Origin of the sequence: uncultured Ruminococcus sp. (assembly GCF_947301925.1) — a bacterium.
Lineage (GTDB): Bacteria > Bacillota > Clostridia > Oscillospirales > Ruminococcaceae > Ruminococcus.
In genome coordinates this window covers 1-21,341 of record NZ_CAMYUE010000016.1, presented here as the reverse complement: position 1 = coordinate 21,341, position 21,341 = coordinate 1, and the positions used below count along the sequence as shown (strand labels likewise).

Annotated in this window: 14 protein-coding genes, 3 tRNA genes and 1 rRNA gene; 6 read left to right on the top strand and 12 right to left on the bottom strand. The window is 51.2% G+C overall.

All coding sequences use genetic code 11. From position 1 onward, the window contains the following. Positions 1-45 precede the first annotated feature (45 nt). The 4 genes from Q0Y65_RS13410 to Q0Y65_RS13395 all read left to right on the top strand — a co-directional run bounded on the left by Q0Y65_RS13410 (position 46) and on the right by Q0Y65_RS13395 (position 3,656). Positions 46-804 (top strand): hypothetical protein, encoded by a 759-nt coding sequence (locus Q0Y65_RS13410; protein ID WP_297960789.1) that lies wholly within the window; start codon positions 46-48, stop codon positions 802-804. Then, entirely contained in the window at positions 801-1,577 is a 777-nt protein-coding gene (locus Q0Y65_RS13405) for a class B sortase (RefSeq protein ID WP_297960786.1), read from the top strand. Before Q0Y65_RS13410 ends, Q0Y65_RS13405 begins: the two co-directional genes overlap by 4 nt. Positions 1,578-1,642: 65 nt before the next feature. After that, complete coding sequence (locus tag Q0Y65_RS13400) at positions 1,643-2,197, top strand: RNA polymerase sigma factor (RefSeq protein WP_297960783.1); 555 nt, start codon at positions 1,643-1,645, stop codon at positions 2,195-2,197. Next, on the top strand, positions 2,184-3,656 hold the full coding sequence (locus Q0Y65_RS13395; RefSeq protein ID WP_297960781.1) for a hypothetical protein: 1,473 nt from the start codon (positions 2,184-2,186) through the stop codon (positions 3,654-3,656). The genes Q0Y65_RS13400 and Q0Y65_RS13395 overlap by 14 nt, the downstream gene beginning before the upstream one ends. 806 nt (positions 3,657-4,462) lie before the next feature. Here the strand turns inward: Q0Y65_RS13395 and Q0Y65_RS13390 are convergent. Further along, entirely contained in the window at positions 4,463-4,864 is a 402-nt protein-coding gene (locus tag Q0Y65_RS13390) for a hypothetical protein (RefSeq protein ID WP_297960779.1), read from the bottom strand. Positions 4,865-4,882: 18 nt separating this feature from the next. Continuing rightward, the gene (locus Q0Y65_RS13385; RefSeq protein WP_297960776.1) at positions 4,883-6,385 is read right to left on the bottom strand and encodes a DNA methylase; all 1,503 of its coding nucleotides are present in this window, start codon (positions 6,383-6,385) and stop codon (positions 4,883-4,885) included. A gap of 384 nt (positions 6,386-6,769) precedes the next feature. On the opposite strand from Q0Y65_RS13385, the gene Q0Y65_RS13380 reads away from it, so the two are divergent. Then, positions 6,770-8,536: a hypothetical protein gene (locus Q0Y65_RS13380; protein ID WP_297960773.1), complete on the top strand. Its 1,767-nt coding sequence runs from the start codon at positions 6,770-6,772 to the stop codon at positions 8,534-8,536. 103 nt (positions 8,537-8,639) lie between these two features. Here the strand turns inward: Q0Y65_RS13380 and Q0Y65_RS13375 are convergent, their stop codons facing one another. From Q0Y65_RS13375 to Q0Y65_RS13350, 6 genes are all read right to left on the bottom strand, one after another. Continuing rightward, on the bottom strand, positions 8,640-16,424 hold the full coding sequence (locus tag Q0Y65_RS13375) for a SpaA isopeptide-forming pilin-related protein (protein WP_297960771.1): 7,785 nt from the start codon (positions 16,422-16,424) through the stop codon (positions 8,640-8,642). 33 nt (positions 16,425-16,457) lie between these two features. Then, the gene (locus tag Q0Y65_RS13370) at positions 16,458-17,126 is read right to left on the bottom strand and encodes a hypothetical protein (protein WP_297960768.1); all 669 of its coding nucleotides are present in this window, start codon (positions 17,124-17,126) and stop codon (positions 16,458-16,460) included. 13 nt (positions 17,127-17,139) lie between these two features. Next, complete coding sequence (locus Q0Y65_RS13365) at positions 17,140-17,832, bottom strand: SipW-dependent-type signal peptide-containing protein (RefSeq protein WP_297960766.1); 693 nt, start codon at positions 17,830-17,832, stop codon at positions 17,140-17,142. A 20-nt stretch (positions 17,833-17,852) separates the two neighbouring features. Further along, a complete protein-coding gene (locus Q0Y65_RS13360; protein ID WP_297960763.1) occupies positions 17,853-18,359 on the bottom strand; it encodes a signal peptidase I in 507 nt (168 codons plus the stop codon). Next, positions 18,359-19,078: a hypothetical protein gene (locus Q0Y65_RS13355; protein WP_297960760.1), complete on the bottom strand. Its 720-nt coding sequence runs from the start codon at positions 19,076-19,078 to the stop codon at positions 18,359-18,361. Before Q0Y65_RS13355 ends, Q0Y65_RS13360 begins: the two co-directional genes overlap by 1 nt. A gap of 551 nt (positions 19,079-19,629) precedes the next feature. Continuing rightward, a complete protein-coding gene (locus Q0Y65_RS13350) occupies positions 19,630-20,127 on the bottom strand; it encodes a GNAT family N-acetyltransferase (RefSeq protein ID WP_297960757.1) in 498 nt (165 codons plus the stop codon). Between the two features lie 179 nt (positions 20,128-20,306). Here Q0Y65_RS13350 and Q0Y65_RS13345 point away from each other — a divergent pair, with 179 nt between their 5' ends. After that, entirely contained in the window at positions 20,307-20,732 is a 426-nt protein-coding gene (locus Q0Y65_RS13345) for a hypothetical protein (RefSeq protein ID WP_297960754.1), read from the top strand. Positions 20,733-20,798: 66 nt separating this feature from the next. Here the strand turns inward: Q0Y65_RS13345 and Q0Y65_RS13340 are convergent. From Q0Y65_RS13340 to Q0Y65_RS13325, 4 genes are all read right to left on the bottom strand, one after another. Next, a tRNA-Asn gene (locus tag Q0Y65_RS13340) sits at positions 20,799-20,874 on the bottom strand. A 7-nt stretch (positions 20,875-20,881) separates the two neighbouring features. Then, a 5S ribosomal RNA gene (gene rrf, locus Q0Y65_RS13335) occupies positions 20,882-20,998 on the bottom strand. 8 nt (positions 20,999-21,006) lie between these two features. Further along, a tRNA-Glu gene (locus Q0Y65_RS13330) sits at positions 21,007-21,078 on the bottom strand. Positions 21,079-21,086: 8 nt separating this feature from the next. Then, positions 21,087-21,162 (bottom strand) — tRNA-Lys (locus tag Q0Y65_RS13325). Between the last annotated feature and the right edge of the window lie 179 nt (positions 21,163-21,341).

Below are 21,341 nucleotides of genomic sequence, written 5' to 3'. Positions count from 1 at the left end.
AAAGCTATTATAACAGCATAAGACATGAATAAAGGGGGAAAGGGCATGAGAGTTAAAGCAATCGTTGCTGCTCTGTGCAGTTCTTTCCTCCTTTTTGCGTCCTCTGTCCAGGCCTCCGCAGCCGTACAGCTCCCCGACGGCGCCGTAAAGGGCCTTCCGTCGGATCTGACCGCCATGGACTCAGAGGGAAATGTGGTCAGCAGCAGTACGGGAGAATACTTCTTCCACGTCGAGAATATGACCTACGGAGAGACCTACACCAAGGACGTCCAGATAATGAACCTCCGCGAGGACAAGGCCTATCATATCTACTTCTATGTGGAGCCTGTCTCCAAAAACGGCGAGATCGACCTGGAGGAGGAAGTGGACTGCACCATGAGCCTTGACGGAACGCAGTTCTTTACGGGAAACGTCAACGGCAAGGGCAATATCGACCTCACTCAGGAGATACAGGATCTGGGCTATTATAAGCCCGGGGACAGCCATATCCTCTCATGCAGTGTGGTATGGTCGGGACTTGACGAGGATATGCAGCATATCGACGAGGGTCAGCGCCTTGTGACGGACAAGGGCATCACCATAGTCCGCGACAAGAACGGCGACCGCCATGTTGAAGGCGAGATAATCTTCAAATGGATATTTTACGCCGCCGTGGACGAGGACTTCACACCTCCCGATACGGGCTTCCTGTCCTCAGAGAACAATTTCTGGATCATAAGCATCGCAGGCGCGGGAGGACTTGTGGCCGCAATGGCTCTGCTCCTGCTGATAAAGCGCAGAAAGCGCTCTGATGAACAAGCATGAAAAAAAAGATCTTTATAACGATACTTCTGCTTCTCCTGTGCGCAGGAGCTTACGCAGGCTACCGCTACAGGAAGGACGTTTACCTTCCCGAAAAACGCGTCGCCGAGGCTCTTGACAAGCAGGAGAAACTTTTTGACCGTGTGCGCCCTGATATAGGTGCCGTTCCCGAAGCTGCTCCGCAGGAGGGGCAGGAGGCTGTGCCCACTCCCGATATATCCCCCATAGCAGCTGTGAAGGAGGTCTGCTCCGACAGCGTGGGCTGGCTGTATATCCCCGATACGGGTCTGGATCACCCCATAGTACAGGGCAGCGACAACAGCTTCTATCTGGATCACGGTCTCGACAGAGAGTGGAGCCCTTTCGGCCTCCCCTTCCTCGACTGCCGCTGCGCAGGCGATCTCTCGGGGTTCAATTCTGTCATATACGCCCATAATTACGAGAATATGGCTATGTTCGCCCCTGTGGGACTTTACAGCGACAGCTCCTATATGGACAGTCACCGGCAGGGCTTCGTCATTACCGACAGAGGCAGCGAGGAGATAGAGTTCTTCGCTTATCTTACGGTGCCTGCGGACTCGCCTGTATATGATACGGTATTCATCACGGACAAGGAGCGCAGAGAATATGCGGAGCTTCTGCTGCATACCGCCGCCTATCACAGCGATATCTCCCCGGAGGAGCTGTCCGAAAAGCGGCTGATACTGCTCTCTACCTGCACCTTTGAATACGACGGCGCACGAGGCGTCCTTGCAGGTTTTTTCAAAAATAACTGAGAGAAATCACTTCCTCATACGTCTAATGTTATGAGAAAGGATGCTCCTCTGGAAAGGAGACGCTCATGGATAACGGTGCAGTCAGTTACATCCGTTACCTTAACGGTGACGATAACGGGCTGACGGAAGTCATACGCGACTACGGCGACGGCCTCACCCTTTATCTCAACGGTATAACAGGCAATTTCTGTCTTGCCGAGGAGCTTGCGGAAGATACCTTCTTCAAGCTGGCTGTAAAAAAGCCGAGATTCTCGGGAAAAAGCTCATTCAAGACATGGCTCTATTCAATAGCCCGTAATGCCGCCATCGACGGTATGCGCAAGAGAAAACGTATCTCCGACAAGCCCGTCGATGATTTCTACGACCTTTCTGATGAGCGCAATATCGAGCAGGATTACCTGCGTGAGGAACAAAAGATCTCGCTCCACAGAGCTATGGAGACTCTCAACTCCGACTACAGACAGGTGCTTTACCTCACCTTCTTCGAGGGTATGAGCAACGCTGAGGCCGCTTCCATTATGCGGAAAAGCAGCCGTCAGATAGAGAATCTCCTGTACAGAGCAAAGCTCGCGCTGAGATCAAAGCTTGAAAAGGAGGGCTTTGAGTATGAGAGACTATAATCGTATAGCGGATCGTGTTTTTCAGCGCAGAGATGAATACTTAGCAGAAAAGAAAAGAAAAAGAGCGATCTACATAAAGCGTGCTTCACTTGCCCTCAGCTGCTGTGTGATGCTTCTCGTAGGCTTCGGCATATGGAAGATGGATCTTCTGAAGAAGATCACTCCCGGCGACGACGACTTCATCGAGACCACCACCGCGGCAATAACCACGACTATCACCGCCACTACCTCGGAACCGGCCACAGGAACCACCGTCCGTATCACCACATCTGCTGATACCACGGCGACCTCTGCTGTCACCTCTGCCGATGATATATCCACAACACGCCTGTCCGCTTCAGAAACCACGGCTTCCTCAACGGGAGGCTCCCGCCAGACCACAAGATCTCACGTTCCCACTGTGACCGCAGTGCGCACAACGGCTTCGGGTACGGAGGTCACAGCGCCTTCGCGCACCACATCCCACACACCGCGCACCACATCCCGCATACCGCGCACCACTACCACCACAAAGGGCGGAACATCGAATTCACCGCGTACTACCACATCTGCCCGTGCCACCACCACCCGTGCCACCACCACCCGTACCACCACAAGACCGCACATAATAACATCTATACTCACCACCACCACAAGGATATACACCACAGTGACAAGGCCTATAACGACCACAAAACACGTTGGCCCTGAGACTACTTCACCGCCTGTCACAAGTACAGGATCGCCGGTAGTTACTACAGCCAGCAATACCTATCTGCCTGTGGTTACCACATGGCATACCTCCACATCGGCTTCGCATACATGGTATACCACGATCACAGCTACCATGACTTCTGTTGTCTACACTTCTTCCACCTATCAGGGCTCTGACTTCAAGACCTTCTACTACAACGATACCTTATACACACTTGCAAGCGTCAAATATACGGCAACAGGCTATACAGGCAGCGAGCTGGCCAGAGGAGTCACCAAAGGTCTGAACGAGTCGGGCACGGTGGCATATACGGTCTACAGGTACAAGGACTACGATCCGCGCTTCCTGTGCGCCGCAAAGGCCGACCTTGCCGATGAAGCCTATGTGGCTATAAACCGCGATTTCGTCCCGAACGATCTCGCTGATCTGGTAACTGTCATGAAGCTCGGCAGCAGAACTGAAATAACGTATGCAAAGGATCTTTCCACAGATGAAATGCTTGACGACGTCAGTCCTTCACTGCTGGCAGACGCCCTTATGTCCCAGGGAAGCGCTAAACCCGAGGAGACGGCCAAAGGTGATACCCAGTTGATGACCTTCATGCTGAAGCTGGACGACATACCTAAAATTAATTTTGAGCGTGCCGACGGATATGTGGATATATATAAGAACGGCCTGATACACTTCTATATTGACGGAGAACATATTTATTTCGACGTCAGTCCCGACGGAGCAAAGAGTATCTACAACCGACTCAAAAAATGATAACAGCCCGTGCTTACCGCAATAAACGGTCAGCGCGGGCAATTTTTGCAAGTTCTTCATTTTTTCCACCTAATATTTGTTTTATCGGTTGTTATCAATTCATATTTTATTTATAATAAAAATATAGCAATAAGAGACAGCTATAAGAGATATCTGATCTGAGGTGGTATGTACGACACGTCAGATACGGCAGGAGCAGTGTATAAGCCTGCCGATAGTATATCAGCTCTCAGGACTAAAGTGGAAATACTGAAAAAATGGACCTGTTACCCCTCCCATTTTATAGTTCCCTGAAAGTATTTCCACAGCTCCTAAGAGAAAAAACGCTTACCCTGCAAGGCTTTAACCGATAACTCCCGAAACGGGATAACGGAAGCTTTTTCATGACGAGACAAAGGCATACGGACGGACCCTCTCCCGTCCGCCTTTGGTCCCGCTCTATGTAAATGTTACAGAACACGTAAAATATATACGGCCGCAGATACGGCCTTCGCGGAGGCATTCCGCACACGCACCGAAGCGGATCGGTGCTCCTCTCATGTCAACAGACCCGCAGGCGGGGAGACTCTGCACTATACTCCCCCACCTGCTTTCGGGTTTGCTGTAGTCCCGGGTCCCGACAGGATAGCTCAGGCAGCCCGGACTGTTACAGTATCACGCAGAGATCGTTCCTGCAACACTCTCAAAGACTATAGGCGGTCTTTGTGATATATTGTAAATAATTCCTTTTGGCTATCCATCCTTTTGTAAGAGGGCAGATCAGAACAGTCTTATCTCCGAATGTGCGGGGGTAGGGCTGTTGCTCTTTACAGGGATATCTTCACTATATCGTCAAGGGGTATGCGCCTGCCGCCGCAGAACACCAGCTGCCGCGAGGCCTCCTCTATAAATCGGACATTCCCCGATACAGTGATATATGCTCCTCCGGCCTTATGCCTGTCGGGGACGAAATATGTGACCTCGCAGTACGGCTCAGAGGCGATACGCGCCCCTATGAGCTGTATTTTTTTGTTCAGCTCCGCCACATCGTCCTCGCAGAGCTCCGCCCTGGTGTCGGTACGGCGTGCGGACTCGTCAACAGCGTCCTCATAGCCCGTAAGCGCCGCAAAGGGGGCGAACTGGGCGGCACGGCTGCGCCGCGGCATCTGCGCCCGCGTCCTCGATACATGGTGGGGCATATTTATTATATCGTTATAGTTGTCTGCCATGACGAAACCTCCTGTTCCCTATGCTCTGTGTCCGCCTATCTGGCGGTTCCTTGACCGTCCTGTTGCGCCCTCGCAGAAATTGGTGCCGCGGAGCACCGCGTTCTTCCCGTAGCGCTCCTTCATTCTCAGCATGGCAAGCTGCAGGTTCTTCTCGCGCCGCAATGCGGCTTCCTCGGCTCTGATACGGCGCTCCTGCTCCTCGGGATCGGTAAACAGATCAAGCTGACGGCACTCCTCCCGCGCCGACTTCTCGGGCACCACCCTGTTTGCGCATATGGTTATCCTGCGCACCAGCAGCAGCCCGTCTGTGATACGGTCAAACAGCGCCACAGCCGCCCCGGTGATAAGCTTTGCGGAGGACACGGGAGCTGTCAGATTTATGGTGCCGTGAGCGTGTACGGGCACAGCCCTGCCGTAGTGGTCGAGAGTCACCCTGCCCTCGTAGCTCCGCCGTATGTCCTCCCTGCGGAGATTCTCCACGTCATAGCCTATGGTAAGGGTGAGCTGATCCGTAACCAGTCCCTTCCCCACAAGGTCAAGGGACATCATATCCGCCATTTCCCATGTTATTAGCCGCGCCGTATCGTTGGGCGTCGCCTCCTGAAGCACCTGCCCCGAGCTGAGACTGTTTGTCTCGGGACGGTAGCTCTTTACGTCGGCGATGGTACAGGGCTCCCAGCCCCATGCGTGATCTATGAGGAGCTCCGCGTTAACGCCGAACATCTTGTACAGCGCTGTTTCCCCGAACTCCGATGTGGACATACGGGCGATATCCCCCATGGTGAATATGCCGCTGTGCTCAAGATGACGGGCGATCCCCTTCCCCACGCGCCAGAAGTCCGTCAGGGGGCGGTGCTCCCACATGAGACGGCGGTAGGACATCTCGTCCAGCTCCGCAATACGCACCCCGTCCTTGTCCGCAGGCATCTTCTTTGCAACAATGTCCATTGCTATCTTGCACAGGTACATATTCGTGCCTATGCCTGCGGTGGCGGTTATGCCCGTGGCTTTCAGAACGTCCCTTATCATGGTCATGGCAAGCTCATGAGCCGTCATGCCGTAGGTGGCGAGATAGGCGGTAGCGTCGATGAATACCTCGTCTATGGAGTAAACATGGATATCCTCGGGAGCGATGTACTTCAGGTATATCTGATATATCCTTGTGCTGTATTCTATATAGAGCGCCATGCGCGGAGGCGCAACAACGTAGTCCAGCTCCAGGGAAGGATCTGCCGCAAGCTCTGAAGCAAGGTGGGAGCTGCCGCTGAAACGTCTGCCCGGAGCCTTGTATCTGCGCACGGCATTGATGTCGGCCGTCTGTGCTATGACCTCGAAAAGCCGCGGCCTGCCCGATACTCCGCAGGCCTTCAGTGCAGGGGACACGGCAAGGCATATGGTCTTGTCGGTGCGGCTCCTGTCCGCCACCACAAGATGGGCGTCAAGAGGATCGAGCTCCTGCTCAACACACTCCACCGAGGCGTAAAATGATTTCAGATCTATTGCTATATATGTCCTTTCCATGGTCTGCGCCTCCTATCGAACATTCGTTCTTATCATATTATATCACCCGTTCTCCCTCTTGTCAATAGCTCCTCAAAAAAGAAAATATGTTTTCTTTTTATCTGCCGTTTTTTACATAAACCGCTGCTTCCCATTGGGCGTTTTTTACAAAACGCCCCCTCTAACTCTTACAATAAGCTATATAAGATTATATTGACACCTCAGCCAAAAAATGGTATAATTTCTTTATGGGACTTCAGCGGTCAGACACTATGTAAACCGCGGTCTTACGCACGGAAAAAAATATACATACAATAACCGCTTTTTAAGCGTATACCCGACAAAAGACGATACAAGTGTATAATTGTCCCTGTTTATATTATTTTAAGGGAGATGTGTAAACACATGAATCTGGATTCCATTTCATTTGATCTGGGTTGCAATTTTGATTACAAGCTCTTCGATTTCGTAGATCAGTATGATAAAAAGCACGCGATCACCAGTTTCTTCGGAAAGCTGAAACACGACGGACTCCCCGGAGGCCGTACTGCTTCTATCATTCCTGACTTTACCGAAGATCAGTTAGCTGATTATGTAAACGAATGTAAGAAGCGCGATATCACTTTCAATTACCTCATAAATCCTCTTTCAATGGATCAGAACGAGATCGACCCCGTTGTGGGCAAGCAGATCCGTGACTTCTTACATAAGATGTACGATCTGGGTATAAGAGCTTTCACTCTTAATTCCCCTATCCTCATCAAGTATGTAAAGAGAGAGTTCAAGGACGTTTTCGTTACTCTCGGCCTTTACGCTTACCCCACAACTATCCAGCACATTGAATACTGGCGCAACTGGGGCGTTGACGAGATCACTCTCGATCACGGCTTCAACAGAAGATTCGATCTGCTCAGAAAGCTCCTTACTCAGTATAAGGATACAGATCTTCACCTCCGCGTTATCGCTAACAATCTCTGTCTGAGAGAATGTCCCTTCAGACTGGCTCACGGCTGCTTCGTAGGCCACTCCGATCCCGACAAGTTCTCTATGGACTACTCACTTGTTAACTGCGCATACAAGAAGGTAACTCACCCCGCAGCTATACTCACAGCAGAGTTCATCCGTCCCGAGGACGTTCACTTCTACAGAGAGCTTGCCGAGGAGACAGGCAACAAGAACTTCTCCATCAAGCTCATCGACAGAACAAGAACTACAGACTTCCTCCACAGAGTCGTAAAGGGCTACATGGAAGAGTCCTATGACGGAAACCTTCTCGACATCGTAAACTGGCCTCAGGCTAAGACAATAGCTACACGTCCCGACGAAAAGGATCCTCTGGCAAACGGTGCAGGTGCTCCTAATATGGGCGGTGCTCCCGCTGCTGAGAACGCAGGCGGACCTCCCGCAGGTATGCCTGCCGGCGGACCTCCTCCTTGGGTAATGGAAGGCAGACCTCCCAGACCGGGCGAGCCTGAGGAATGGGCAAAGGCACATGGTATCACAGCTCCTCCTATGGGCGGTGCTCCTGCTGCTGAGAATGCAGGCGGACCTCCTCCGTGGGCTACAGGCGCAGGCGGACCTCCTCCCTGGGCAACAGGTGCAGGCGGACCTCCCCCCTGGGCAACAGGTGCAGGCGGACCTCCTCCCTGGGCAACAGGTGCAGGCGGACCTCCCCCTTGGGCAACAGGTGCAGGCGGACCTCCCCCCTGGGCTACAGGTGCCGGCGGACCTCCCCCCTGGGCAACAGGTGCAGGCGGACCTCCTCCATGGGCTACAGGCGCTGGCGGACCTCCTCCATGGGCACAGCCTGGTCCTAACGGCGAGCCTCCTATAGGACCTCCTCCCGGAGCTCCCATTATGAGATGGATGGAAAGACTCAAGCCCGAGGCTATGATGAGATACGGCAGAACTATGCACCTGCCCAAGCTCTATGTTGACAACAAGAAGCTTGACGGCTTCCTTGAGCACTTCATCAATAACAACAACTGCGCAAACTCACTCTGTGTAAACGATATCCTCGAAGAGGGACAGACTGCTCCCAATGCCTGCTCACACTGCAGCAACTGGGCTAAGAAGGTCATCTCCTACGACGAGGCCGAGGTAGCACAGTGGAAGGAGCTCTGCGGAAGTGTTCTCCAGAGCCTTGAGGACGGCTCCATCTACTATTATTGATAATAATTGCACATACGAATACAGGCTGCACTGCGGTATCCCCGCGGTGCAGCCTTTTTACGCAAAAAATATCCCCCCGGTATCCGAGGGGATAAAATCATATTTAGTAATTACTGAAGCTCATGATTCCATTGTTGTCTATTGTAACAGTAACGCCGTCTGCGGTAGTATAAGTACCTGCGATTCCTGTCCTTCCGGTATTACGGTTGCCGCTGCTCTGTGTCAGCAGTCTTGAACCCTTCAGCTTCCATGCACTTATGATCGCTGCTACATCAAACTGTCCCTGAACTCCATTGAATATGTTGTTCATAGTCTGAACTTTCGTAAGCTCTCCGCCGAACATAACATCTGACATATATGTATTTCCTCGTATCATACCGGTTAGATTGGTTACATTTGAAAGATCCCAGTTGCTGAGATCAAGACCTGTCAGATAAACTCTTGAATCGTTATAGAAGATCTGTTCCATATTTGTTACATTTGAGGTATCCCAATTCTGGATCGGCGACAGATCTATAGGAGCAGACGCTGACGTATTGGAATAAAGTCCCAGATTTCTGAACATAAAGTACATATTAGTTACCTGTGAAGTGTCCCAGTATTCAAGTCCCGAAAGATCTTTGATCTTTCTTACCTTCAGGAACAATCTGTTACAGTTTGAAGGCAGCAGTATCTTTGAATCTGTTCCCTCTGTAAATATGTACAGTGTGTACATATCCGTTGCCGGATCGAGTACCGTATATCCCTTTACAGGTGTAGGATACTCGGGATCGTAGTCTGCCGCGCCTACAGCAGGCGACAGATATACTTCTCTGTAAATTACTCCGTTTGCAAGATCTCTCTGATAGTCGCTCTCGGTGCAGTGCTGGATCGAAGCCAGACGCCAGTCCATAGGATAGCCGTTTCTTACACCATTCTGCTCAAGCCCAAGACTTGACGTATATGTTGCGTCATCGTCTCTTGCGCAGAGCCAGTTGATCCTGCTCTTTATATCTGCGCCGTTCTGGTTCTTTGACTTGTTGTCAAATCCGTTATTGCTGCCTACAAGGAATTTTGCAGTAGTTCTCGGAACATACTCCAGCTGTGCCACAAAGGTGAAAGTGGTGGTGCCGTCGTTCTCGGAGCTGAATATGAACTCCTGTATCTCTTCCTCGCTGTTGAACGTCAGATCAGTGAGCTGACCGTCCTCGTCCTCGTACTGCCAGCACTTGAACCTGTAGCCCTGAGCTATGATATTAAGCTGATTTTCAGGATCAGACATATTGCTGGTTATGCTGCCGTCATCTGCCGACTTAGTGAAAACCACATCAGCCGATGTCTCGCCCTCGCCGAAAACAGAACGGTTATCGCTGTCCTGTCTGAGAGTAACGTACTTCTTTATATCCGACTTTGCACCCTCATAGCGTATCTGAAGCGCCGCCGTCCTGTCCGACTCGCTGTCGGTGACAGTCACGGTCCTTCCCATAAGACTGTAGTCCTTTGTATTGGGAACTTCAAGGTAATATGTGCCGTCTATCTCGACCACCGAGACATTGTATCCGTCCTCGCCCGTATAGGTGAGAGCAGCCTTCTCCGCGGTAGTCAGGGTCTCTGTCATGTCCTTGTTGTCTGTGCGGCTTATAACTATATCCTCAAGAGGTATCCTGTACTTTGACGACTCTGCTCCCGAAACGGGCACGAAGCCGTCGTATACAGCCCTCAGACCTGTGATATATCTCTCAGCCGCAGGGAATCTGTTATTTGCAGCCGCAACGTGGCTGAGTCTGTCATAGCGTTCTATACGGTTGCTGTACTCGGCTCTGTAGCAGGGTACAAAATCAGGATCGGAAGGACGTCCCTCAAGGTTGCAGTAAGCCACCCTTGAAGCTGTCTGTGTGACGCCTGCCGCAGGTGAATAGCTGCTGATATTGGTATCTCCGCCCACGGTCCTGAGCTGCATGAACTCATACCGTGAAACGTTTATCTCCTCTATCATGTAGCATCCCTGAGCTACCGATACCGTGGTATGACCCTCGGTATCGCCCGCGCTGAAGCTCATGAACTCCGTATAGCTCATACCGCCGGCAACAGGATTGCGGTCGGTCATATTGTCTATCTGGGTTATCCTGTATATGAATGTAGGAGCACCGTATGCGTCGGAGTAGTCCACTCCCTCGGGAAGCAGCTTGTCAATGAGGATATTCGCCTTTGCTCTGGGCTCCTCACACTTGCAGTATATCTGCGAATTACAGCTCTCCCTGTCAACGGTGAAGCTCTCCACCACTGCCGCAGCATAGCCTCTCGGAGGCTCGGTCTCGACGAATTCGTAGGTACCCCACGGGATACCCTCAACCTTTATCTGTCCCTCTGCGTCGGTGACGAGCTCGGTAACTGCGCCCGCAGCACCGCTTTCGGCCATGGTATACACGCCGTCGCTTACTCTTGTGACGCTGCATACTCCCGTGCTTCCGTCCGCAAGCTTCTCCACCAGCCTGAACTTAGCTCCGCCAAGCTTCACTTCGGGAGAGCCCTTCTCGAACTTCTCCAGCATAGCGCTGCCGCTTCTGGGGTCGTCGTCCATGAACACGCGGTTCACAGAGCCCGATGTCTTGGAGTTTATCCTGAATTCCCTTGTCTCATTGCTGAGCTCAAAGCCTATGGGAGCGCCTATCTCCTTGAAGTAGTATGTGCCCCAGTCGAGGTTGTCTATCACCTGCGTCCAGCCCTCGCTGTCCGTAGCGAAGTCGTAAGAGCCGCTGTGATAGATGACCGTATCGTAGCTGTCCTTGTTCTCCAGCTGATCGTAATTGGCCAGCGGAGGAGGATTCTGCGTATCTCCCAGCTTTTTCAGCAGTGCGAACCTTGCTCCCGAAAGAGGAGAGCCGTCGGCCGCGCTGAGCTTTCTTATCTGCGCCTTGCCCTTCTTGCGGACGTCGTTATGAGTCACCGAGAAGGTCTTATCGGCTGCATTTGCGTGGGCAGCCGCGCTTTCCGCGGTCACAGTGAATATACCCTCGCTTACATAAGCGTCGCTGCTGATATAGCCGTTTCTGTTGTTGTTTCTCTTATAGCCTGTGGGAGCAAGCTCCTCATACAGGAAGTATGTGCCGAACAGCACGCCGTCTATAGTGCCTGAGCCCGATGCATCGGTAATGAGCTCCTTGTCGGTCTTAGTCCAGTAGGTCAGCTCTCTCTTGCCGTCCCAGCCGTACATTTCCGACTTTGCCGCTGCGAGAAGCGCGTCATAGCTGTCCATATCGCTGAACTCTGAAATGTCCTTCAGCTGATACAGCGAATATCTTGCACCTGCAAGGTTCTTTTCCTGATCGGTCTCGTTCTCGTCATGCTTTACAAGTCTGAGCTCCGAGCGTATCTGACTGTTCTTTATGACTGATACGTCCTTGATCTGGCCGTCTCCGGTCAGGTCTACCATACCGTTATCGCCGATATTTCCCAGTCTTACCTGGAATGTGATGAGGTCGGAGGCCATCGAATAGCCTACAGGCACATTTGTCTCCTCAAGGTAGTATGTACCCACCTCAAGACCTGCGATAACGAATTTTCCTTCCTCGTCCGATACTATGGCGTCGTTTCCGTTCTCGTCGCAGTTGTACTGCTTCAGCGAATTATCATAGGCAACGCCCACTTCCTGGAGCTCTCCGCTGTCGTCGCAGCGCAGCAGCCTGAATTCAGCGCCCTCAAGCACCTCTCCCGTATCGCCGTCCACCTTGGTGAACTCAGCTGTTCCGTGAGTATTTGCCCTGTTTTTTACGTTTATGAGTCCCTGTACTCCGTCCTCGTCGTCCACCAGCACAGAACCGCTGGCAAACTGGCTGAGCACCTGTCCGTCCTCGGTATCTCTGAGATCGTAGGTATTCATGAGCTCCGCTCTGCCATTATCGTCAAAGTAGATAAGGTAGTAGAGGTCGCAGTCGCCGTCGTAGCCCCTGGGAGTCTCCACCTCGCGTATGAAGTAGAAGCCCGGAGGCAGATTAAGCTCTAATATACCCTTCGGATCCACCTCTGTATGCTCCAGAACAACGCTTCTGTAGGTGTACGAAGCCTCATCGAATACGGTATACTCAACATTTCCGATCTCGTCAATTGAAAAGCTTTCGGGATCAGCATAATAATCCGCCTTTGTGATGGGTTCGTTAAAGGTGAGGACCTCAAACTTCGCGCCTATAAGGCCCTTGTTATAGTTGAAGTAATCCACCTTTCTGATCTTCAGCGTGTTGAGAAGCTTGACGTAGGTCTCGCCGCTTTCGGTGTAATCGTAATCGTCGGAAGCCCCCTGGAACGGGTCAACGGTTATCATTGCCGAATAGCGGTTTACCGCCATACGGTTTATATTGTCTGCACTTACCTCGGGAGCGTTCATATTAACATATATGGCCGATTTGAATAAATATCCGCCGCCTGTGCTCTCCATGGGAGCCTGCTGGTCATCTCTGGTAAGCAGCACCGCCGCTATGGCGTATGCGTCTGTCACTCCCTCGGGAAGCGTCCATATCCTTCCGTCAGAGGACACCATGGGCTCCCACTTATTGGCTGTATTAAGATGAGCAAGCATATCGCCTGCGGTATCCTCCGCTGCGCTCTTGCTTGTGAAGTAGGCACTGTCATCGGTGGTATAGTACACGATGGCGCCTGAGGGCATACCCATTTTATCCAGCGCTTCGCCGATATCCACATAATTGAGGCTGCCCTTCCACTGGGTATTGTATCCCGAGTCCGAATCGCCCTCGTTCTTTATATAATCCTCCAGCCTGTCTACCAGCACCATTTCCTTTACGGCGCCGTTTTCGCTTCCGAAGATATTGAAACTCAGTCTGTAGGTATAGTCCGATGGTATATCATCGGTGCTTCCTCTTACCTGAGAGCTGTGAACATAGAGTCCATTGCTGAATTCGGTCATTACCCGCTTGTCCAGCTCTGTCTTCATTACTATATCGGTAATGCCGATATAGCTCTCGGCTGATGATGATACTGTTCTGCTGTCGGTGAGTCTGCCGTTGTTTGAGCCTGAACCCACAGTGACCTTTCTGCCCTGATCCAGCAGAGATGTGCCTGAAGTTACCTTGAAGGGCTTTTCTCTGTCAATAGCGGGATTGTCGTCCTCAACGTACACGTCATAGCTGAACTCAACAGATGTGAGTGCGCTGGCAAGGAGAGGATTTCCCGAAAAATCGAAGTCTATCTCGATGGTCTTTGTACCGTCGGGATTCTCGGCAAGTCTGAACGAAGTGTTCTCGCCGCTGAGCACTCCCGCATCGAACAGAGCCCTGGTTCCGAAGTCTGTGCCGCTGAATTTCAGCGAATCCTTTATAGACTGCAAAGAGGGATCCCTCAGCTCAAGGTACTCGGGAAGCACGGCCTTTAAGGTGAACTTCTTCAGTGTACCGGGATTTTCCGATAAAAGAGTACCCTTTGTGGTAACCGTACCGAACCATCTGTCCATATATTTGCTCGGATCGTCCTGCGAAATGCCGTCCCAGTGTCTTCCTCTGGTAAGAAGAGAGGTGAACTCTGTCCTTGACGTCAGAGCGGTGACATCTGTTCTCAGAAAGACGTTTGAATAGCTCCTGCGGAGGTATGCCTCTCTTTCAAGGTCGGCAGTACGTCCGTTTACAGCTTCCTCTATAGCGGAATTGCCGTTGACGGGATTGCTGTAGGGAGTATGTCCCGCAGCAAGGTCGTAGAGCTGGTCGTCAATGCTGTAGATCATCTGCATATAGCCGTAGTTGACTATCCTTGCAGCCGAATCCTCAAAGGTACTGTCGCTCCTGAGAAGTATCTCGTTCTCGGGCTTTTCGGAGTCGAGGCTGAATTTCACATTTGTCTTGAAATGCTTGTCGTTTACGATCTTGTCCAGATCCTTTATGACGATATAAAAGGCGTCGCCGTTGACGTTCAGGGTCTGGCTGCTGCTCATGGAGGTATAGCCCTCCTCGGTCTTGGCAAAGCTCTCGCCGCCGTCAGTGCTGACGTACAGCTCATATCTGTAGCCGTCGCCTGTGCTGTAGCTGCCGTCCTCCGCGTCGCTGGCATGGTATATGCCCGCAGGTATCGTCACATTGAGTATAGTATACTCGCCCTTGTCAAGCACCCTTGATGTCTCTCCCGATTGGTATGCGATACCGAGAGTGTCATCGCCTATGACAAGGTCGTATTTAACGCTGTCGGGTATGGCCTCGGAGGAGGGTATAACATTGCCCTCGATGACCTCCCTTATCCTGTCCGCAACAGTGACCAGGCTCGACGGAGCGCTCATTCTCTGATTTTTCTTTATGTCGGCGCAGAGATCGAAGGTGATGACCTGACCGCTGAAGAGGTTGCCCGAAAGCAGCTTCTTTGAGGTGTTGTTTCCCGGATCTGTATGATTCTTGTTCTCATACTTTGAATTGCTCTTGGAGAAGGCTATCCTGCCGGGATCATAAAACTGATCGCCGTAATCGGGAACAGTTATAACGGTAACGTCCTCGGTCTCGCCTGTGTCCTCATAGGTGGTCTTGGCGGTATCACTGTATATCTCGGAGACCTTCTCATCGTTAAAGAGCACCCTTGATATGCCGGTGAACCTTATCTTGTTCTTCTCCTCGTCGTCGGGATCTATCTTTGTTTTCAGGACGCCTACGCGGTAATCGGTCTTATAGCTGTTTATGTCGCCGTTTCTGTTCTTGTACTCATAGAAGCCGAGACGCTCAACGCCGTCAACTACCTGTCTTGTCAGAGTAACGGGATTTCCCCTGCTGTCCACAACGGAGATATCCGCAGGGTCAAGTCCCTCGGGAAGGTCGATGGCTATGAACAGATCGGAGTCGTGTATGCCTCTGGCCTTCTTCTCCTGATCCACCTGTACCCTGAAGTTGTACCATGAATACCTGTTGTTGAGATCCTCTGCCTGAACCGCGTCAACCTCGCTGCCCGTAACGGTAACGGTTACATTATCGTGCTCGGTGAAGAAATCTATATCGAGAGTATTGGTATCCACAGGCTCGCCGTCATACTCCATAACGGGCTCGCCTTGCTGTGCCGAGCCTGTAACGGGCTGACCTGTAACGGGCTGGCCGCCGATGGTGATGATATGGCCGTTTCCATCCACCTTGTAATACTTGTCCTCATCGCTGTCGTAGTAAAGTCTGTCGCCGTCTTCGGTGCGGTAATAGCCGTCGCTGTCCACAAGAAGTCCTTCGGTGGGATCGCTGCCGTTGGGGACGATACCGTAAAGGCTGCCGTCGTCGCCTATGCAGGCGTATCTGCCGCTGCCGTCCCTGAGGAAGCCGTCATCTCCGATGACGTTGCCGTTCTCATCGAGACATCTGCCCTCATCGTCTCTCTTGTATCTGTTCACCTCATATGAAGCCTCTATGGTCCTCATGAAGTGAACCAGCTCTTCATTCTCGTTCTCCTCCAGAGCTACGGCGTCACGCGCATTTATCTCCCAGTGGAGAGTAGAGAGGACCTGCTTGTTTATGGGCTTCTTGTTCACAAGAATATAGCTGCTGCCGTCAGTGCCCGTGTTGACGATGCTCCAGTTTTCGGAAAAAACAGGATCGTCCTCCACAAGCTTCAGCTTTCCGCCGCGCTTCAGATCCGCAAGACCTGTCAGCTTCAGCGTGAATTCTCCCGGCATAAGGTTTACCGAGCTTGTATTCCTGATATTGATACCCATGTATATGTACTCGCGCTTGCTCTCGGACTCGCTGATGACATACGGATTCCCCGCGTTTCCCGAGTTGTCGTCCTTACGCCATGTTATGGAGGCGGAATACTTCTCCGACTCGTCGTCCGCGCCCTCGGCAAAGGCTCTGACAGCTTCCATTACGGAGCTGCTTCCCAGCGCCACGGCAAAGCATAGCATCAAAGCTATCAGCCTGAAAAATACATTCTTTCTGTTTGCAGTCAATCTTCTCCCCCCTTTCCGAGAGATCACAGATTATCAGTTAAGGAAGGCTTCCCATGCGTCGGCATAGCTGCCGTAGGTCCTTGCCTGTCCGTTATCCTCATATACGCTGTCCACCGATTCCGCATAGACCACAAGGTCGAGGGTCTCGGGGGCGTCCCCTGTTTTTATGAGCACGTCGGTAAAAAGATCGTCCGTCTTTTTACCCGGCTCAACAGGATCCTTATAGTAAAAATAGCCCTTCAGCCTGTCATTGTCGTCATTGTCGGGAACAAATATCCACTTGCCGTCCCGGCTGTTGAGCATATTCACAAAGCTCTGTGTGTGGAGTATATTATCGCCGTCCGTCTCAGTGGTATCCCCTGCCATATCCGCGTCCCTGACGGCGCTGTAGTAGTTGGTGCCGTCGGCGGAATAGTAAGAGCCTGCCGCTGTGCGTGAATCGGGAAAGTCCACATATACTCTGATATAGCAGTCCACATTGCCCGTATTGGCAACGCCGACCTCCTTGGTATAGTAGTTATTGGCATTGACCGCAAGATCGGATGGTCTGGGGAAATTCTCCGTCACCGATATCTTGTCGTGAGCCACCTCCACGGTATTCCCGGCGTCATCGGAAGCTCCGAGATATGCCATTATGCCGCCTGCTGCCGCAAGCACGGCAAGCAGGACTGCCGAGCCCGTAAAGACTTTTCTTTTTTTCATATCCTGCCTCCGCTCAGTTCTGTTTGTTTCTGCATATCTCAAATATATCCGTGAGCTGTGCTGCAGTAAGGCTGCCGCTTTCGGGAAGTCCGCTCACGCCGTCTATATTGTCCGCCTGTATGCCGTAGGCATTGACGGGTATCTCCAGCATGGTCCCGCCTGCCACTTCCTCCTCGATGAACTTTCTCAGTGCGAACTTATCGAAAAGGCTGACGGTCTCGTCCCCTGCCGTGAGCCTTGTGCTGTAGCCGAAAACATAGGTATCAGCGTCGGCGGCCTCGGTCTTTTCAAGGAATACCCAGCCGTCTGCCGAAGCGGAGCTGCTGTTGTAGCCGAAGTTATCGCTGCCGCTGACAGTGGTGCTGCCGCTTCCGAAGAAGCTGAACAGCTCATGCAGAGCCTTTGGCGGCAACTTCTGTCCGTTGCTGTCCAGAAGCGTTACCTCAGCCTTGGGTACCTTGACCTCAAGGAAGACATATTCGTCGTTTTTGCCTGTATTCTTCACGGTAGGATCCTTGTCCAGCCTTACGTCAGCCCTTGCAAGCTGCTTGTCGGTGAAGTGCTCCTCATTGAGCTCCAGAGCCACATTTCCCACAGTGAATACGTTGTTCTTCGTGTCCTGATCTGTAAAATAGGCAACGGCAAGACTGCATAAGAGCAGCAGCATGCCTGCCGCCGAAACAGCTATGAGCTTTTTCTTATCCATCTGCCAGTCCTGCCTTTCGTTTATTTTTTCTTTTCCCTCTTTTTGTCGGGGATAGCGGCTCCTATGAGTATGAATGCCGCAAGTACTGCGGCGGAAGCTATAAGGCCGTGCCGCGTATGTACGAATGTGATGATATATCCTATCAGCGGTATTGAGAACATGGTCTTTCCCACGAAGTCCTTCTTTTTTACGGGAGCGGCGTCCTCGGTGTTATTGGCATCGCCCTTTGTGATTATACCGTCCTCCGTCACACTGACGGCTCTGTGGGTGACAAGCACGTCCTCCCCCGCCCTGAAGGCTATGATATCGCCTTTTTTTATCTTGCTGTACGAAGCGTTATGGTTGACGACGCAGACGCTGCCCACACTGATCTCAGGCTCCATAGAGCCCGACACCACTGCATAGGGTCTTATGCCCGCTATCCAGAGCAGCGCCACCCCCGCTCCGAGAGCTATCAGCGCTGTTGCCAGGATATTGTATACCGCCCTTATGACCCTGACAGGTGCGGAGAGCTTCTTTTCTTCCATCATGTGCCTTTCCCGAGGCCTGCAAGAACTTCCCATACCTTTTCGGGATCGGTCTCGGTCTCGGAAGTCGATTTCAGGTATTCCGTCTGTATTCCTCTTGCCCTGACCTTTACGCTCATGGTCTTGTTCTCGATAAAGGGCTCGGTATCAGCCTCAGACTCACGGGCGTTACAGAGCTTTATACCGTCAAAGAGCTTTCCTGTAACGCTGTCGGGAGCAACTACCTCCATGGAATCAGCTTCTCCGCCTACATAGGCGTAGATATATGTAAAGGTCTTGTTTTCCTCGTCCTTGACGGGACTGTCCGAAAGCTCCAGCCAGCCGTCATTTACGGTCTGTGCAGCAGTCTCTGTTCCGTCATACGAAGGCTCCTTGCCGCTGCATACGAACTTCACAACGGGCAGCGATCTCTTTGCCGCTGCGGTACCGTCCTCCCTTTCGGTGACAAGCTCATCGTAATAGGGAACTTCCACTTCAAGAAAGACGAAGGAATCGACTTCTCCCTTGTTCCTTACCTGCGGATCCTTCGGGAGCACCTCGTTGGGCACTGCCTGTGTATGGTCATGAGTCCATGAGGGCTCCTCAAGCACGATGTCGAACCTGCCCGACCTGAATCGGTTGGTCACACCGTCGGACGAGGACAGCATAGCGGACATGGCCGCGATAAGCAGCAGAACGCCTGCGGATATTATCAGAAGTATTCGTTTTTTAGGCGTCATATTCCTCCTCCTTTCCTTGAGTGACAGGTATAAAAGGGTATAATAATCCAATGATATTATATCATATTTATATATATTAATCAAGGGAAAAGCCACCTTTTAAATAAAGAATTACCTTTTGTACAAGCCGCCGCGCCGCAGTTTATGAAAGTCGCACAATTATTTATTTTCGCTTTTTTCAATGGGGGATTTTTTTGTGGAACAATTCACGGGAATGAAAAAAGCAGAGCTCGTGCTCTGCTGATAAAACGGTATAAAAAGCAAAAAACAGACCCGCGGCAGAGTCTGTTTTTCAGGTGAGGAAACACAAAGGAGAGGGGATCTCCTTTTGTGGAATCAGGAATCGCATTAGTCATACATGGGGATAGTTAGGGTTAGGATGTTACTGTTTTTATTCTGAGATTTTTTTATTAAGGGGTGTACAACTAAAGCTTTTTCCTCTGCTGCTCATCACAAGCAACATATCTATAATAATACAATGAGCAGAAAAAATCAAGCCGCCTGCATGAAATGCATTTTTTTAGCGTGAAATGCGCTGTTTTGTTCATATTTTATTCACACATTCTGCGGATATACATTACCTCACGGAGAGGCTTCCCGCCTAAATTATCGTCCATATAATGCTCCGTCTTAACGAAGCCGTGGCTCTCATAGAACAGTCTTGCCCTTATATTGTCCTCCAGCACCCACAGCAGTATCTCCCTGTAGCCGAGGAACTCCAGTTCCTCTATGCAGACCCTCATAAGCTGAGAGCCTATTCCCCTGCCCATATAATCGGGCAGCAGGTAGATAGTGACTATCTCGCCGCAGCTGCCGAACTCCTCCCACCGCGACGGCCCGAAGCTGGCGGTACCAACGATCTTATCGCCGTCAAAAGCGCCTATCTCCGTTCTGCCGTTGTGGAGCACATTGCCTCCCCATTTTTCCTTTGGTATGCTCTCCATCCATTCCATGGGAACTATATCCCTGTATGCGAACTTCCAGCTCTTCTCATATATCTCCCTGACAGCGGTTAAATCATCATTTTCCGTAATGTGCCGTATCTCCATCGTATCACCTCATCGTGAAAATATAGTACATATTATACCACCCGTCTGAAGCCAAATCAAGCCTTTTTCAGAAAAAACAGAACAAATAACATATTTCGTCACGAATGTCAACATATTATACTTGATTTTTTCCACATTCTGTGGTAATATAGAATAAATAACCGAAAGGAGTGGTGACTATGGGAACATCATACAAGTACAAATGCGACGAATGCGGCTACGAAGAAGAATTTTTCACAGGCGGAAGACCTATGACCAAGGACTATCATAAACGCACGGAAGAAGCCGAGGAAGAGCTCAGAAGCGCCGCTCTCTACGGAAAATACGGCGAAAGCATACGCCAGCTCATGAAGAACGAGCGGGAAAAGATATACATAAACTGCGATACTGAGCTGTATCAGTGTATGGAATGCAGGCAGTTCTCCGTTCAGATAGCCAAGGAGATGTATATGAACAGGCAGGATTTCACCATGTCAGTGGAGTTCCGTCATGAATGTCCCTCATGTCACTCAGCTCTGCTGCGCAAGACAAGAGGCTCCATAACCTTCTGTCCAAAGTGCAAGATGTTCACGGCGCAGCTTGTAAGTCTCGGAAAATTCGATTAAAAAAGGCAGCTCAGGCTGCCTTCCGTTTTTATATAACAAAAGCGCCTGCTGTTGCAGACGCTCTTTTGGCTCCCCCTGCCCGGCTCGAACGGGCGACAACTCGGTTAACAGCCGAGTGCTCTACCGACTGAGCTAAGGAGGAATATATGTGTCGGCACTGATCTAATTTCCCGGGCCGTCGCCAGCCAAGTATCATCGACGTAAATGAGCTTAACTTCCGTGTTCGGAATGGGAACGGGTGTGACCTCATTGCCATAAGCACCGACTATATAAGTGACCCGTACCAGAATCGAACTGGTGTTACCGGCGTGAGAGGCCGGTGTCTTAACCGCTTGACCAACGGGCCAAAAAAATTGGTGCACCATCGGGGACTCGAACCCAGGACCCACTGATTAAGAGTCAGTTGCTCTACCAACTGAGCTAATGGTGCATTTCAAACTGCTTAACTATTATATCACATTCAGAGTGACTTGTCAAGCCTTTTCTTCAATTTTTTTGAAAACTTTTGAAGGAATAAAGCGTAATGCGAGGCGGAACTCAAATGGATGAAGTAAAAAGGAAAAGCCCTCGACCGATTAGTACTCGCAAGCTGAACGTGTCACCACGCTT